General features: G+C 72.5%; 14 protein-coding genes and 1 tRNA gene. 7 read left to right on the top strand and 8 right to left on the bottom strand.

Going from position 1 to position 13,309, the window contains the following annotated elements; all coding sequences use genetic code 11:
• Window positions 1–107: 107 nt before the first annotated feature.
• On the bottom strand, window positions 108–1,052 hold the full coding sequence (locus NJC10_RS07980) for a glycerophosphodiester phosphodiesterase family protein (protein WP_319075761.1): 945 nt from the start codon (window positions 1,050–1,052) through the stop codon (window positions 108–110).
• A gap of 135 nt (window positions 1,053–1,187) precedes the next feature.
• On the opposite strand from NJC10_RS07980, the gene NJC10_RS07975 reads away from it, so the two are divergent.
• A complete protein-coding gene (locus NJC10_RS07975) occupies window positions 1,188–2,465 on the top strand; it encodes a DUF445 domain-containing protein (protein WP_248117866.1) in 1,278 nt (425 codons plus the stop codon).
• A 75-nt stretch (window positions 2,466–2,540) separates the two neighbouring features.
• Here NJC10_RS07975 and NJC10_RS07970 read toward each other — a convergent pair whose 3' ends face one another.
• The gene (locus NJC10_RS07970) at window positions 2,541–3,407 is read right to left on the bottom strand and encodes a hypothetical protein (RefSeq protein ID WP_319075758.1); all 867 of its coding nucleotides are present in this window, start codon (window positions 3,405–3,407) and stop codon (window positions 2,541–2,543) included.
• Window positions 3,408–3,440: 33 nt separating this feature from the next.
• Window positions 3,441–4,166, bottom strand: coding sequence for an esterase (locus tag NJC10_RS07965; protein WP_319075757.1), 726 nt, complete (start codon window positions 4,164–4,166; stop codon window positions 3,441–3,443).
• 15 nt (window positions 4,167–4,181) lie between these two features.
• Here NJC10_RS07965 and NJC10_RS07960 point away from each other — a divergent pair, with 15 nt between their 5' ends.
• The 3 genes from NJC10_RS07960 to NJC10_RS07950 all read left to right on the top strand — a co-directional run bounded on the left by NJC10_RS07960 (window position 4,182) and on the right by NJC10_RS07950 (window position 5,969).
• Complete coding sequence (locus NJC10_RS07960) at window positions 4,182–4,955, top strand: D-arabinono-1,4-lactone oxidase (protein ID WP_319075755.1); 774 nt, start codon at window positions 4,182–4,184, stop codon at window positions 4,953–4,955.
• A 94-nt stretch (window positions 4,956–5,049) separates the two neighbouring features.
• Window positions 5,050–5,478 carry a hypothetical protein gene (locus tag NJC10_RS07955; protein ID WP_319075754.1) on the top strand — a complete coding sequence of 143 codons (429 nt, stop codon included), beginning with the start codon at window positions 5,050–5,052 and terminating at the stop codon, window positions 5,476–5,478.
• A gap of 32 nt (window positions 5,479–5,510) precedes the next feature.
• Window positions 5,511–5,969: an acyltransferase gene (locus tag NJC10_RS07950; protein ID WP_248117854.1), complete on the top strand. Its 459-nt coding sequence runs from the start codon at window positions 5,511–5,513 to the stop codon at window positions 5,967–5,969.
• A gap of 103 nt (window positions 5,970–6,072) precedes the next feature.
• Here the strand turns inward: NJC10_RS07950 and NJC10_RS07945 are convergent.
• Window positions 6,073–6,145 (bottom strand) — tRNA-Lys (locus NJC10_RS07945).
• 137 nt (window positions 6,146–6,282) lie between these two features.
• Between NJC10_RS07945 and NJC10_RS07940 the strand changes: the two genes are divergently transcribed.
• The 3 genes from NJC10_RS07940 to NJC10_RS07930 all read left to right on the top strand — a co-directional run bounded on the left by NJC10_RS07940 (window position 6,283) and on the right by NJC10_RS07930 (window position 8,812).
• The gene (locus tag NJC10_RS07940; protein ID WP_319075753.1) at window positions 6,283–6,957 is read left to right on the top strand and encodes a hypothetical protein; all 675 of its coding nucleotides are present in this window, start codon (window positions 6,283–6,285) and stop codon (window positions 6,955–6,957) included.
• 187 nt (window positions 6,958–7,144) lie between these two features.
• Window positions 7,145–7,771, top strand: coding sequence for a hypothetical protein (locus NJC10_RS07935; protein WP_319075752.1), 627 nt, complete (start codon window positions 7,145–7,147; stop codon window positions 7,769–7,771).
• Between the two features lie 15 nt (window positions 7,772–7,786).
• Window positions 7,787–8,812 carry an inorganic phosphate transporter gene (locus tag NJC10_RS07930; protein WP_319075751.1) on the top strand — a complete coding sequence of 342 codons (1,026 nt, stop codon included), beginning with the start codon at window positions 7,787–7,789 and terminating at the stop codon, window positions 8,810–8,812.
• A gap of 69 nt (window positions 8,813–8,881) precedes the next feature.
• On the opposite strand, the gene pstB is transcribed toward NJC10_RS07930, so the two are convergent.
• The 4 genes from pstB to pstS form a co-directional block, all read right to left on the bottom strand.
• Window positions 8,882–9,661: a phosphate ABC transporter ATP-binding protein PstB gene (gene pstB, locus NJC10_RS07925; RefSeq protein WP_319075749.1), complete on the bottom strand. Its 780-nt coding sequence runs from the start codon at window positions 9,659–9,661 to the stop codon at window positions 8,882–8,884.
• A gap of 94 nt (window positions 9,662–9,755) precedes the next feature.
• Window positions 9,756–10,946, bottom strand: coding sequence for a phosphate ABC transporter permease PstA (gene pstA / locus NJC10_RS07920; RefSeq protein WP_319075747.1), 1,191 nt, complete (start codon window positions 10,944–10,946; stop codon window positions 9,756–9,758).
• A complete protein-coding gene (gene pstC / locus NJC10_RS07915; protein ID WP_248117842.1) occupies window positions 10,946–11,911 on the bottom strand; it encodes a phosphate ABC transporter permease subunit PstC in 966 nt (321 codons plus the stop codon). The genes pstA and pstC overlap by 1 nt, the downstream gene beginning before the upstream one ends.
• Window positions 11,912–12,056: 145 nt before the next feature.
• Window positions 12,057–13,280 (bottom strand): phosphate ABC transporter substrate-binding protein PstS, encoded by a 1,224-nt coding sequence (gene pstS, locus NJC10_RS07910; RefSeq protein ID WP_319075746.1) that lies wholly within the window; start codon window positions 13,278–13,280, stop codon window positions 12,057–12,059.
• Window positions 13,281–13,309: the final 29 nt, after the last annotated feature.

Genomic DNA, 13,309 nt, shown 5'->3' with positions numbered 1-13,309 from the left:
GCGAGTGAGGCACCTCACAGGGGAGGTGTTGACCGGGAGTGTAACCCTGATCACAGGCGGATGCGGCATCGACACGGCGTCCCGTCATCTCCGGGACGCCGGCGGCCTCAGACCCCCGCGCGGTCCCGCCGACTCCGCCGCTCGGCGACGGCGTCGGCCGCCCAGCGCAGCACGTCCTCCGGCCGGTTGGTGGTCAGCTCCTGCACACCCTGGGCCAGGAGGAATTCGACGTCCGCGCGCGCGTCCACGGTCCACACGCGCAGCCGGCGCCCGGCCGCGAGCCACGCCTTCACGTCAGCGAGGTGGGTGCGCACGTACTCCACGGACGGGCCGGCAAGGCTCGCCCGGCCGCGCCACACCATGGCCTCGGAGTTCGCGAGGGTCTGGCGCACCGTGGCGCGCACGGCGGCCCGGGAGAGCGGACCGCGGGCGATGCGGGAGGGGATCTCGGCCGGCATCACGTCCACGAGCGGGCACAGCGCGTCCGGGCCCGTCAGCGGCGCCACGTACTGCAGCGCTCCGGGGTGGAAGCTCATGAGGGAGACGCTCACCTGCCCGAGCAGGCCCGTCTCCGGGTCCCAGCCAGAGGTGAGCAGCTCGCGCAGCACGCGCTCCTCGAGCTCGTGGCCGTACGGCGAGGGGTGCTTGAGCTCCACCGCGAGGCGCAGCGGACGGTCCGCCGCCGTCGCGATCTCGAAGAGCTCCCGCAGGGTGAGCACCTGGTCCTCCGGCGCGCCGTACACCGGGGGGATCTGGCCCGCCTGCGCTCCCGGCCGCGCCCCGTCGCCCGCGCGAGGCCCGCGCGTCGCGTGCCACGAGGTGACGTCGAGGCCGCGCAGCCGCTCCAGGGTGTGGTCCGCGAGCGCGCCGGAGCCGTTCGAGGTGCGGTCCACGGTGGGGTCGTGCCAGCAGACGACCTCGCGGTCCTTCGTGAGCTGCACGTCGCACTCCAGGCCGTCCGCGCCCACGGCGAGGGCGTGCAGCATGGCGGCGCGGGTGTGTTCGGGGAAGGCGGCGGACGCACCGCGGTGGGCGATCACGAGGGGGAGCACGCCCAGAGCGTAGGAGCGGCGGGTGCCCGGAGCCCCGACGCCAGGCGGCGGGCTGGTTAACTGGAGGGGACCATTCGGTTCACCCCGGCGTCCTCTCCGCCCGGTCCTCCGTTCCGCCCGCTCCAGGAGCCGCACGTGTCCCTCTCCGCCGCCTCGGACCAGCAGGTCCTCAGCGCCGCCTCCCTCGAGCGCGCCGCCGGGCTGCGCCGCATGAAGTCGGTGGCCACCGGCCTGCTCGTGGCGCTGGCCGTCGTGTTCGTCATCGCGTTCCCACTCCAGGAGGTCCATCCCGCGTGGGGCTTCGTGCGCGCCGCGGCGGAGGGCGGCATGGTGGGCGCGCTCGCCGACTGGTTTGCCGTCACCGCGCTGTTCCGCCACCCCGCCGGCATCCCCGTGCCCCACACCGCTCTGATCCCTCGGAAGAAGGACCAGCTCGGGGCGGCGCTGCGCGAGTTCGTGCAGGAGAACTTCCTGGACTCGGACGTCGCGCGGGAGAAGGTGGCCGGGCTGCAGGTCGCGCACGCGGCCGGCGGCTGGCTGCGCCAGGACGCGAACGCCCGGCGCGTGGCCGGGGAGGTCGCGACGGCGGCGCGGCACACCATGGCCGCCACCGACGATGAGGCCGTGCAGCGCCTGCTGCAGCAGCTGATGCAGAAGCACATGGTGGAGCCGGACTGGTCCCCCACGCTCGCCGGCGTGCTGGACTCCGTGCTGGCCGGCCGGCACCACGACAAGGTGGTCGAGCTCGTGGTGAACCACACGGGCGACTGGGTGGCCGCCCACCCGGAGATGTTCATCGAGACGGTGCGCCGCCGCTCCCCCGAGTGGAGCCCGGACATGGTGGACCGCCTCCTGGCGGAGCGCCTCCACGCCGAGACCCTGAAGTACCTCGCCGGCATCCGCTCCGACCCGGACCACGAGGCCCGCCGCTCGGTGGATGACTGGCTGGACCGCCTCGTCCGTGACATGCGCGAGGACCCGGACACGCGCGCCTCCGTGGAGCGCTTCAAGGCGAGCCTCTTCGCGGACGAGCGCCTGCGCGGCTGGGCCTCCCGCGCCTGGACCACCCTGCGCGACTCCCTGCTGGACGCCCTCGCCGACCCCGCCTCCGACCTGCACCGCGCCCTCGTGGCCGCCCTGCAGGACCTCGGCGGGCGCCTCCAGGACGACGCCGAGGTGCGCGAGCGCGTGGACGGCTACGCGCAGCGCGCCGCCGCCTACGCGCTCAGCTCCTACGGCCCGCAGCTGACCGGCGTGATCGAGGAGACCGTGGAGCGGTGGGACGGCGAGCAGACCTCCCGTACCCTCGAGCTCCTCGTGGGCCGGGACCTGCAGTTCATCCGCATCAACGGCTCCGTGGTCGGTGCGCTCGCCGGCCTGGCCATCCACACGCTGGCCACACTGCTGTTCTGATCTCCCCCGCCCACGACGACGGCGACGCACCCCGCGTGGGGGAGCGTCGCCGTCGCGGGCCGGCAGGAGAGGACGTCAGGACCTCGTCGAGCCCTTGTCCTTGCCGCCCGGAAGGGCGCGCAGCAGGCCGCCGAGGAAGCCGCCGTCGTCGTCCTTCTCCGCCTGCACGGTCTCGCCGCGCAGCTCGCCGGGGATCACGGCGGGCAGCGGGCCGAAGAGCTGACGCGCGTTCTCCACCACGGCCTTGCCCATGGCGCGGTTGCCCACGCCGCCGATCACGGCTCCGATGCCGAACGGCACGGCACGGCCGATCATGCCCGCGCCCTGACGCACGAGGAGGCGCTTGAAGAAGCGCCGCTTGAGCTGGTCCATCATCATCGCGCCCACCCCGGCGCCACCGGCCGCGCTCGAGGTTCCCATCAGGGCGTTCAGGCCCGCCATGGAGTCCTGCTTCGCCCCGGCCTTGCCGGCGGCCTCGCGCAGCAGCTCCTTGGCGTCGTCGCCGAGCATGAGCGTCATCACGACGGCCCGGGAGCGCTGGGGGTCCGCGGTGCTGATGCCGTGCAGCTCGGCGAGGGACTGCCCGTAGAGCGCGGTGGCCTCGAGGAAGCCCACGACGGCGGCGGCCGACAGGCCCAGCGCGGCCACGGTGCCGACGCCCGGGATGATCGCGGTGCCGCCGACGGCGGCGCCAGCGCCGGTCACAGCGTTGAGGTACTGCTCGCTCAGGCGCTCTGCGAGCTGGTCCGGGGTGTCGCCGGGGTGCTTCTCCCGGAGACGCTGGATGTTCTTCAGCACCAGCGGACGCTGGATGTCCAGCGTCTTGAAGACCACCTTCTCGAACGCCTCGGTGGGGTTGCCGTCCTCGTCGAGCGCGGACTTGAGGGCCAGGTTCGTCGCCTTGTCCGACGCGAAGCGGCCGATCGTCGAGTTCTTTGCCATGCGGACCACCGTAGTGGCTGCGCACGGTGTGCGTCAGGATCCCGGCGGCGCGGCGGCGAGGGTGTGCTCGAGGAAGATCCGCACGTCCCGCACCTCGTCCGGGTGGGTGGCGTGCAGCATGCCGGGGTAGGAGCGCACAGTGAGCAGGGTGTGCGCCTCGGCCCACCCGCGGGTGTGCGCAACGGCGTCCGGGTTGATCACGGGGTCCTCGACGTCCCGGCCCCAGAAGAAGGGGCGGGGGCCGGGGCCTTCGACGGGCGAGTCGAGCATCGCCAGCAGCTCGTTGTCCACGGCGAAGCCACTGAGGCCCACCCCGCACGTGAAGGCCTCGGGGCGCAGCCGGATGACCGTCGTCGCCATGGCCATGCCCTGGGAGAAGCCGAGCACGGAGACGGAGCGGAAGCCCGCGTCGGCCACCTCGGGCGAGCCGAGGACGTCGAAGACGCGGTGGGCGGCGGCGAGCACCTGGGCGAAGTCGGACTGCAGCAGCAGGTCCAGCAGGAACCAGCCGTGCGCGCCCGGGTCTCCCTCGCCCTCCGTGGCGGACGCGTCGATCTCGAAGCCGCCGCGCACGGCCAGGCCGGTGCAGCGCTCCGGGAGCATGGGGAAGAAGGTGCGGGCGGCCCGGCGCTCGTTGGAGCCGTAGCCGTGCAGCACGAGGACGAGGTCCGTGCCGGAGCGCTCGCCCGCCGGACGGGACCACGCCACGGCATTTCCTGAGCTGAGCGTCTCGATGTCTGGCGTGGAGGCGGAGGCCATGGTTCCATCCTAGGTGTGAAGCCCGTCTCCCCGCCGCCGGCGCCCCCGTTCGAGCGCTACGCCGCCGCGCTCGCCGCCCTGCCGGCGGACGAGCGCTCCCGACCCCTGGGCCTCCTGGACCTCGACGCCTTCCGGGCCAACGCCGCCGCTCTGCACGCCCGCGCAGGCGCCGTGCCCGTCCGCGTGGCCACCAAGTCCGTGCGCACCGCGGTGATGGACGAGTTCCTCTCCAACGGGGTCTTCGGGGGGATGTGCCGCCTCGGGGCGCGCGCTCCCCGTCTCGTGCCCCTGCTGAACCAGGTGTCCGCGCGCGGCGTGGATCAGCGCACCTACACGGACGTCTCCTACCGGGTGTTCGTGGCCGAGCGCGCCGTGCGGTTCCGCGAGATGGAGTACGCGGTGCCGCTCGAGCGGTTCGAGGAGGCCTTCGCGGGCCTGCGGCGCATCGCGGCCGAGCGGGCCGCGGCCGGGGACGCCGTCTCCTTCCCCGTGGAGGTCCGCACCGTGGCCGCCGACGACGTCTGGCTCTCCACCGCGCACGGGCGCGAGTCTGCGTACCTCGCGGTGCACCGCTACCACCGGGAGGACCCCACCGCGTACTTCGCGGCGGCGGAGGAGCTCTTCGTCTCCCTGGGCGGGCGCCCCCACTGGGGCAAAGAGCACGACCGGGACGCGGAGTGGGCCGCCCGCGCTTACCCGCGGTTCGCGGACTTCACCGCCCAGCGCGACGCCGTGGACCCGGGACGCGTGTTCGCCAACCCCTACCTGGAGCGCGTGCTGGGGGCGTGAGGAGGGCCCGGACCCTCCGCGGACGCGCCGGGCCCCGTAGACTCGCCCCGCACGCCCACCCGCACGCGCGACGCACCAGCATGGAGGACGCCCCGTGGCCATCATCATCTCCGGAGGTCGAGGACGCCGCAGCGGCTGCGGCTGCCTCGGCTGCCTCGGCCTGATCGGCCTCGCGCTGTTCCTCCTGTCCGTGCTCGGCGTGTTCGCCGGCGGCATCAGCACCGTCCCGCCGAACACCCCGCCGGACCCGTCGCCCCGCTCGCAGAGCGGTCCGCCGAACCCGTTCACCGCCACGCCGACGCCGAGCGCCACGCCCACCGCCCAGCCGGGCTCCGGGTCCGCGGCGCCGACATCGGGTGCCGGGTCCGCGGCACCGACGTCGGGCTCCCCGGCGTCGGGCTCCCCGGCCTCCTCCTCGGCCTCCGCCCCCTCCGGCCCGGCCACGTTCGACCCGTTCCCCACCGAGACGGCGGGCTCCCCCACCCCGTCGGGCACACGGTCCTGGAGCCTGTCCACGCCGTGATCCGCGGGGGCCCGCACCCCTAGACTGACGGCATGAAGCGCCTGCCCCCCACGCTCGTCGCTCGTGTCCGCACCGCCTCCAACCGCGTCCGCAGCCGCGCCACCGGCGCGGACATCCACCCCACGGCCTGGGTGAAGGCCGGCGCATGGATCGAGAAGGGCGCGGTCATCGGCGCCTACACGTTCGTCAACCGCCGCGTGGAGATCGACAACGGGACGACCGTCGGCGAGCACGTGGCCATCGCGCCGGGCGTGCGGATCGTCACGGCCTCGCACGAGCTCGGGCCGGCCCGCCAGCGGGCGGGGAAGTTCAGCATGACGCCCGTGACCATCGGCGACGGCTGCTGGCTCGGCGCGGGCTGCACGATCCTGCCCGGCGTGGACGTGGCCCCCGGCTGTGTGGTGGCCGCGGGCGCCGTGGTCACCAAGAGCACCGAGCCGAATGGCGTGTACGCGGGCATCCCCGCCCAGCGCATCCGCGACCTGGGCTGACGGGCTCCGCTGCCCTGAGGGGTCACGGCACGCCGCGTCCCGTGACGGCGAGACGGCGTGCCGTGACCACCCCGGGCGAAGCGAGGCGGGACTGCGCGTCCGGTGGGCCCCGCGGGGATCGAACCCGCGACCGGCGGATTAAAAGTCCGATGCTCTGCCAGCTGAGCTAGAGGCCCTCACCCGCTCGTCCCCTGGGCGGCACTCGGCCGTCGTCGGCGACCCTCGCGGGTGCCCTGCCATGGTAGCCGAGGCCTCGCGGGTCTACCGTGGCGTGCGTCCCGCCGCCGTCTGCCCCGGAAGGAGCAGCACACCCATGCCCCATCACCGCTCCCCTGCCGGACGCGGCGCCAGCTCGAGCGCCTCCGGCCTCACGCGGCACCATCGCCCCCGCGTGTCCCGGCCCGACGAGCTCGCGCACTTCGCCGGGGGCGAGGAGCCGCAGGAGGTGGCCGCCGCGGCCTCGCGCCTGGCCCACGCCCTCGTGACGGGCGGGCGGGCGGAGGAGGACCCCGCCGTCGTCGCCCGCCTCGTGGGGCTCGTGCGCGAGCTGGGCGTGGAGACCCTCGCCGAGCTCTGGTCGGACGCGCCCGCCGTCTCCCTGGCCGGGGCCCTGTGGCGCCTCTACGCGCTCCAGGAGGCCACGGCCCGCGACGGCGAGCGCTGGGCGGCCTGGTACCGCGCCGGGCACGGGGCCCACGCCGCGCGCGCCGTGGCCGGCGCCGTGGAGCCGCCCGGGGCGGAGGAGCTGCGGCGCCTCACCGACACCATCCTCACGGGGGCCTACCGCTCCGATCTGGACGTGGCGTTCGAGCGGGCGGCCGCCTACGCGCGGGTGGCGGCTCTGGGGCAGGTCAACCACGCGGAGGCCGCCGAGGCGGCGGACCCCGCGCACGCGGCGCGGCTCACGGCGCGTGCCGCCCGCCTGGTGTCCACCGCCGATGCCCTGGAGGCGGCCGCTCGAGGCTGGCGCGACGGCTCGTTAGACTAGGAGGCGACGGCGTCGGGCCGCTGGTAACCCCGGGCTCCAACACATAGCCGCCACGAGCGGCCTTCCGCCGAGAGGCGTTCCCGGTCCGGCGTCGTCGTGACACCTCCCCCGACCTCCGATCCCGGCGGCCGCGCCGCCCGCCTCACCGCCGGACCGCCGCTCCCGCGCGCAGAAAGCACGGTGCCCGATGTCCCCCCGCCTGCCCTGGCTCACGACCCGGGACACCCCCGCCCTGCGCCACATGGCGGACCTCACCCTCGCGCTCGGCAAGGCCGTGCAGACCGTGGCCCAGGTGCCGGGGGCGAAGGGCGAGGAGCTGGACCGCATGGAGCGGGGCCTCATGGAACTCGACGCGTCCTCCTCCGCCTCGCTCATGGCCTTCCTCACCGCCCTGCGCAGCGCGTACGTGACCCCGCTCCCCCGCCAGGACCTGTACCTGCTCGCCGGCGGCGTGCACACGGCGATCCAGCGCGTGGTGGGCGCCGGCCTGCTCATCCAGCGCGCCGGCCTCGACGAGCTGCCGCCCCACGCCCTGGACGTCCTGGAGACCGTGGGGCGCCACTCGGACCTGCTGCGGCGCGCCACGGGCGAGCTGCGCGACCTGGATGCCCTCGAGGACACGTGGATGCAGCTGCTGCGCGCCTCCCGTCGCACCGACCGGATCATGGTCAGCTGGCTCGCCGACCTCGGCCGCGACCTCCTGCAGCGCGACTTCCACCGCCAGCGCGAGGTGGCCTGGGCGCTGCAGTCCGCCCTGGAGGCCCTTGCCCGCGTCAACACCGACCTCGGCGTGGTGCTCGTCCGTGAGTCCTGAGGCGGGAGCGGCCCGATGACGGCGGGTCTCGGCTTCGTCTTCGCCCTCCTCTGCCTCCTCGGCGTGGTCATGGGCTTCCGCGACGCACCCAACTCCGTGGCCCTGCCCGTGCGATTCCGCGCCCTGACGCCGCGACTGGCCCTCGTCATGGCCGCCCTGCTGAACGGGATCGGCGTGGTGCTGGGCATGGGCCTGATCACCCTCAGCGTCTCCTTCTTCACCCCCCACGTGATGTCCGGGGTGGTGGGGCACATCACCGTGGCCACGGCTGTCCTCGTGGCGGTCGCGTGGGGACTGCTGCTGTGGTGGCGGCGCATTCCCGGCTCCACCACCCATGCCCTGCTCGCCGCGCTGGCCGGGGCCCACCTCGCCGCCCACCTCGAGCTGGGGCACGAGCTCGAGCCGGTGGTCATGGACCGGGTGGGATGGGAGGTCGCCGTGGGTCTGCTCCTCTCACCCCTCCTGGCGTGGGGGCTCGCCCGCGTCCTCACCCCGCCGCTCGTGCGGCTCGGCACCACGGGCTCCACGGTGAACGTGCAGCACCGCGCCCGGATCGCCCTCGCCGTCTCCGGGGGCGCGACGGCGGTGGGCCACGGCGTGCAGGGCGGGCAGCGCCTGGGGCTGCTCTGGGCCATCTGCCTCATGGGCGCAGGCGTGCCGCCGGGCGCCCCCGCGGCGTCCTGGGTGTTCGGGCTGAGCGCCGCGGTCTTCGCCCTCGCGATGGCCGTGGGGACGCTGGGCGGGGCATGGCGGATCGCCTGGACCCTCACGGAGCGCCTCGTGGCCCTGGACCCGCTGCGCGCGGCCGTGGCGGCCGCCGTGCCCGCGGGCCTGCTCTTCGTGGGCTCCCTCGTCCTCCACCTGCCGCTGTCCTCCACCCACACCCTCACCGCCGGCATCGTCGGCGCCGGGCAGACGCAGACCTACGCGTCCGTGCGCTGGCCCCAGGTGCTGCGCGTGGTCGCGTGGTGGCTGCTCACGCCGCTGGCATGCCTCGGCGCCGCTCTGCTTCTCGGCCTGGCACTCCTCCTGCTGGTCTGAGACCGCACACGGAGACGACGAGACCCCGCCCGGGTGGCCCGGGCGGGGTCTCGACGCAGCGGGAGCGACTCAGCCGAAGCGGCCGGAGACGTAGTCCTCGGTCTGCTGGTTCGAGGGGCTGTTGAAGATGACGTTCGTGTCGTCGTACTCGATCAGCTTGCCGGGCTTGCCGATGCCCTGGATGTTGAAGAACGCGGTCTTGTCCGCCACGCGAGCGGCCTGCTGCATGTTGTGCGTGACGATGATGACCGTGTACTGCTCCTTCATCTCGTTGATGAGGTCCTCCACCGCGAGGGTGGAGATCGGGTCGAGCGCGGAGCAGGGCTCGTCCATGAGGATCACGTCCGGGGACACGGCCACGGAGCGGGCGATGCACAGGCGCTGCTGCTGGCCGCCGGAGAGGCCCGAGCCCGGCTTGTCCAGGCGGTCCTTCACCTCGTTCCAGAGGTTGGCGCCGCGCAGGGACTTCTCCACGATGGCGTCCGAGTCGGCGCGGTTGAGCTTGGTGCCGTTGAGCTTGTAGCCGGCCAGCACGTTGTCGCGGATGGACATCGTGGGGAACGGGTTCGGGCGCTGGAACACCATTCCGATCTGCGAGCGGATGGACACGGGGTCCACGCCGGAGCCGTACACGTTCTCGCCGTCGAGGAGCAGCTCGCCCTCGACGTAGGCGCCGGGGAGCACCTCGTGCATGCGGTTGATGGCGCGCAGGAACGTGGTCTTGCCGCAGCCGGAGGGACCGATGAACGCCGTCACCGTGCGGGGGGCGATGTCGATGTTGACCTCCTCCACCGCCTTGAACTTGCCGTAGTAGACGTCGACGTCTTTGGCCTGGATGCGCTTGGACATGAGAGCTGGTCTTCCTTTACGAGGATCGCTGGGGAGCGGAGGTCTGGGTGGGCCGTTCGGCCGCCCCGGCACGGATGTCCGGGGCGGCCGAGGTTCAGCGGCCCGTCTTGGGGGCGAACGCCTTGGCGATCATGCGCGCGATGAGGTTCAGCGCCATCACGATGATGATCAGGACCAGGGCCGCGGCCCAGGCACGGTCGGTGGACACGTCGTACGCGGTCGGCGACGTCGGCGAGACGAGCTGGCGGTAGATGTACACCGGCAGGGCCGTCATCCAGTTGTCCGTCGGGTTCCAGTTCATGGTGGTCGCGAAGCCGGCCGTCACGAGGATCGGCGCGGTCTCACCCGTGACGCGGGCGATGGCCAGGGTGATGCCCGAGAGGATGCCCGAGATCGCGGTGGGGATGACCACCTTGGAGATGGTGCGCCACTTGCGCACGCCCAGGGCGTAGGAGCCCTCGCGCAGCTCGTTCGGGACGACGCGGAGCATCTCCTCGGTGGAACGGACCACCACGGGGATCATCAGCACAGTGAGGGCGACGGCGGCCGTGAGGCCCATCTTCACCGACTGCAGCGCCTTGGGGCCCTCGCCCATCACCAGCTCGAGGAGCAGGGACATGGCCGCGAAGGCGAAGAGGCCGGCCACGATCGAGGGGATGCCGGTCATCACGTCCACGAAGAAGATGATGGACCGCGAGAGCCAGCCGTCCCGCCCGTACTCCACGAGGTAGATGGACGTCAGGAGGCCGATCGGCACCGCGATCAGGGTCGCAATGAGCGTGATCATCAGCGTTCCGACGAGGGCGTGGGCGAAGCCGCCGGGCAGGCCGCCGAGGGGCTGGCCGTCGTTGAGGTAGGCGGCGTCCGTGGTGCCCGTGACGCCGTCCATGTCGTTCCACAGCACCTGCGGGTTGCCGAACAGCGTCGGCGCGCCGTCCGAGATCACCGACCAGATGACGGAGACCAGCGGAACGAGGGCGATGAGGAACGCCGCCCACACGAGGTTGCGCCACAGGCCGTCCGTGGCCTTGCGGCGGTTCTCCAGCAGACGCGTCACGATGTACATGCCCACCACGTACGAGATGAGGGTCATCACGGCGAGGCGGGCGACCCGGAACTCCTCGCCCTTGATGAAGAGCTCGAGGCCCAGGGCCACGAGAAGGGCGGCTGCGGCCACCACTGCCCACACCCAGCGGGGCATCTGCCCGGCGGTGAGGGAGTTCTGCGTGTGCTTCGACGACGGGATGTTCTCCCGCGTCGGCGAGTCGTTGAGTGCGGTGCTCATCAGTTGGCTCCCGAGAATTCCTTGTGCTTGTTCACGATCCACCGGGCGACCATGTTGACCACCAGCGTGATGATGAACAGCATGAGGCCGGCGGCGATCAGTTCGTTCAGTCGGATGCCGTAGGCCTCCGGGAAGTTCAGGGCGATCTCCGAGGGGATCGTCTTGTTGCGACCCTCCTCGATCAGGGACGAGCTGAACTTGCCGGGCGAGAGCACCATGGTCACGGCCATGGTCTCACCCAGCGCGCGGCCGAGGCCGAGCATGATGGAGGAGATGATGCCGGCGCGGGCGAACGGGAAGACGGTCATCTTGATCATCTCCCAGCGCGTGGCGCCGAGCCCGAGCGCCGCCTCCTCGTGGAGCTTCGGCGTCTGGGTGAAGATCTCGCGGCACAGGGCCGTGATGATGGGGAGCACCATGACGGCCAGGACCACGCCCGAGGTCATGATGACGCGGCCCGTGCCGGTCACCGGACCGCCGAAGAAGGGCAGCCAGCCCAGGTACTGGTTCAGCCACGTGTAGATCGGCACCATGAGCGGGGCGAGCGTGAGCCAGCCCCAGATGCCGTAGATCACGGAGGGGATGGCGGCCAGGAGGTCGATGACGTAGGCCACCGGCTGGGCGATCCTCGGCGGGGCGTAGTGGGAGATGAAGAGGGCGACGCCCACGGCGACCGGCGTGGCCAGGATCAGCGCGACGATCGCCGCCATGAGGGTGCCGGCCATGAGCGGCCCGACGTACCCGAAGAAGGAGTCGGCCGACTTGAGCTCTTCGCCGTAGGCCTCAGGGAAGAGCGCCGGGAGGGACTCCGTCACCAGGAAGATCGCCACGAAGGCCAGGATGAGCAGGATCAGGATGCCTGCGGCCAGGGAGAGGCCGGAGAAGACCTTGTCCCCGGCGGCGCCGCCCCGGGCGGATTTCTTGACGGAGGTGCTGGGCGCAGCCTCGGTTGCGGATGTTGACACGATGCCTTCCCTCAGGACTGGGGTGATGGTGGCCGGGTTCACCGCCCGGCCGGGATGCCGTCATGGGCTCACACACCGGCCGCCGACCCCCGTGGGAGCCAGCGGCCGGTGTGCGGATGACTGCTCACGCGTCAGTGGACGGTGATCAGCCCGCCACAGTGATGGCGTCGATGCGCTCCTTGGCGGAGGTCGCCATCTCGGCGTCGATCGGGGCGGAGCCGGCGGCGTCCTGGGCGGCCTTCTGGCCGTCCTCGGAGATCACGTACGAGGCGAAGGACTTCACCTGGTCGACGGTGTCCTGATCGGGGTACTGGTTGCAGTAGATGTGGTAGGAGACCAGCACGATCGGGTAGGTGTTCTCGCCGGTCTTGGTCCGGTCCAGCTTGACGGAGCCGTCCTCGTTCTGCTCGGACTCGGCCACGATCTTGGCGGCGGCCTCCGGGGAGAGCTCGGAGAACGCGCCGTCCGCGCCGATCTTGGCGGTCTTCAGCGAGCCGACGCCGGAGGCATCGGTGTAGGTGATCGCGCCGTCGGTCTGAGCGGCCTGGGAGACGACGCCCTTGGTGCCCTGAGCGGACTCGGCGGTGATCTCGGAGGGCCACTTCTTGTCGGCCTCCCAGGTCCAGGACTCGGGAGCGGCCTCGGCGAGGTAGTCGGTGAAGTTCTCGGTGGTGCCGGACTCGTCCGAGCGGTGCACCACGGTGATCGCGGTGTCGGGCAGCTCGGCACCCTCGTTGAGGGCGGCGATGGCGGGGTCGTTCCAGGTGGTGATCTCCTTGGAGAAGATCTTGGCGACCGTGTCGGCGTCCAGGTTCAGCTCGTCGATGCCCTCGACGTTGTAGGCCACGGCGACCGGGGAGACGTAGGCCGGGACGTGGAAGGCGCCCTTGTCGCCGCAGACCTCCTTGGCCTGCTCCTTCTCGTCGTCCTTGAGGGCGGCGTCGGAGCCGGCGAAGGTGGAGGAGCCGGCCAGGAAGGCCTCGCGACCCGCGCCGGAGCCCTCCGGGGAGTACTGGACCTGAAGGTCCGGGGAGACGGTCTTGACGCCATCAGTCCAGGAGGTCATGGCGGCCTCCTGCGAGGAGGCGCCGGAGCCGATCAGGGTGCCAGAGGCGGTGGGGACGTCGATGGCGGCCGGGGCGGCAGCGGCCGAGGAGGACTCGGAGGCGGAGCCGGAGGCCGACGTCGAGGCGGAGGCCGACGCAGAGGTGGAGGCGGCAGCCGAGGTGGTCGCGGCGGCGGAGGTGGCCGAGCCGGCGGCGGAGGTGGCGGAGGACGCGGCGCTGTCGCCGCCGTTGCCACAGGCGGTCAGGGCCAGGGCGGCCACGGAGAGGACGGCGGCGGAGCGGCCGATGCGGAGAGCCTTCATGGAAGTGCCTCTTTCATTCTGGATGACGA

Origin of the sequence: Micrococcus sp. M4NT, assembly GCF_033790745.1 — a bacterium.
Classification (GTDB): Bacteria; Actinomycetota; Actinomycetes; order Actinomycetales; family Micrococcaceae; genus Micrococcus.
The sequence above is the reverse complement of the archived record's forward strand: the minus strand, read 5'-3'. Positions and strand labels throughout refer to the sequence as shown.

Bases quoted from the DNA above. Each gene is read 5' to 3' on its own strand.
- NJC10_RS07970 (WP_319075758.1), bottom strand. From the start codon at position 3,407: ATGGCAAAGAACTCGACGATCGGCCGCTTCGCGTCGGACAAGGCGACG.
- NJC10_RS07965 (WP_319075757.1), bottom strand. From the start codon at position 4,166: ATGGCCTCCGCCTCCACGCCAGACATCGAGACGCTCAGCTCAGGAAAT.
- NJC10_RS07950 (WP_248117854.1), top strand. From the start codon at position 5,511: ATGAAGCGCCTGCCCCCCACGCTCGTCGCTCGTGTCCGCACCGCCTCC.
- NJC10_RS07940 (WP_319075753.1), top strand. From the start codon at position 6,283: ATGCCCCATCACCGCTCCCCTGCCGGACGCGGCGCCAGCTCGAGCGCC.
- NJC10_RS07935 (WP_319075752.1), top strand. From the start codon at position 7,145: ATGTCCCCCCGCCTGCCCTGGCTCACGACCCGGGACACCCCCGCCCTG.
- NJC10_RS07930 (WP_319075751.1), top strand. From the start codon at position 7,787: ATGACGGCGGGTCTCGGCTTCGTCTTCGCCCTCCTCTGCCTCCTCGGC.
- pstB (WP_319075749.1), bottom strand. From the start codon at position 9,661: ATGTCCAAGCGCATCCAGGCCAAAGACGTCGACGTCTACTACGGCAAG.
- pstA (WP_319075747.1), bottom strand. From the start codon at position 10,946: ATGAGCACCGCACTCAACGACTCGCCGACGCGGGAGAACATCCCGTCG.
- pstS (WP_319075746.1), bottom strand. From the start codon at position 13,280: ATGAAGGCTCTCCGCATCGGCCGCTCCGCCGCCGTCCTCTCCGTGGCC.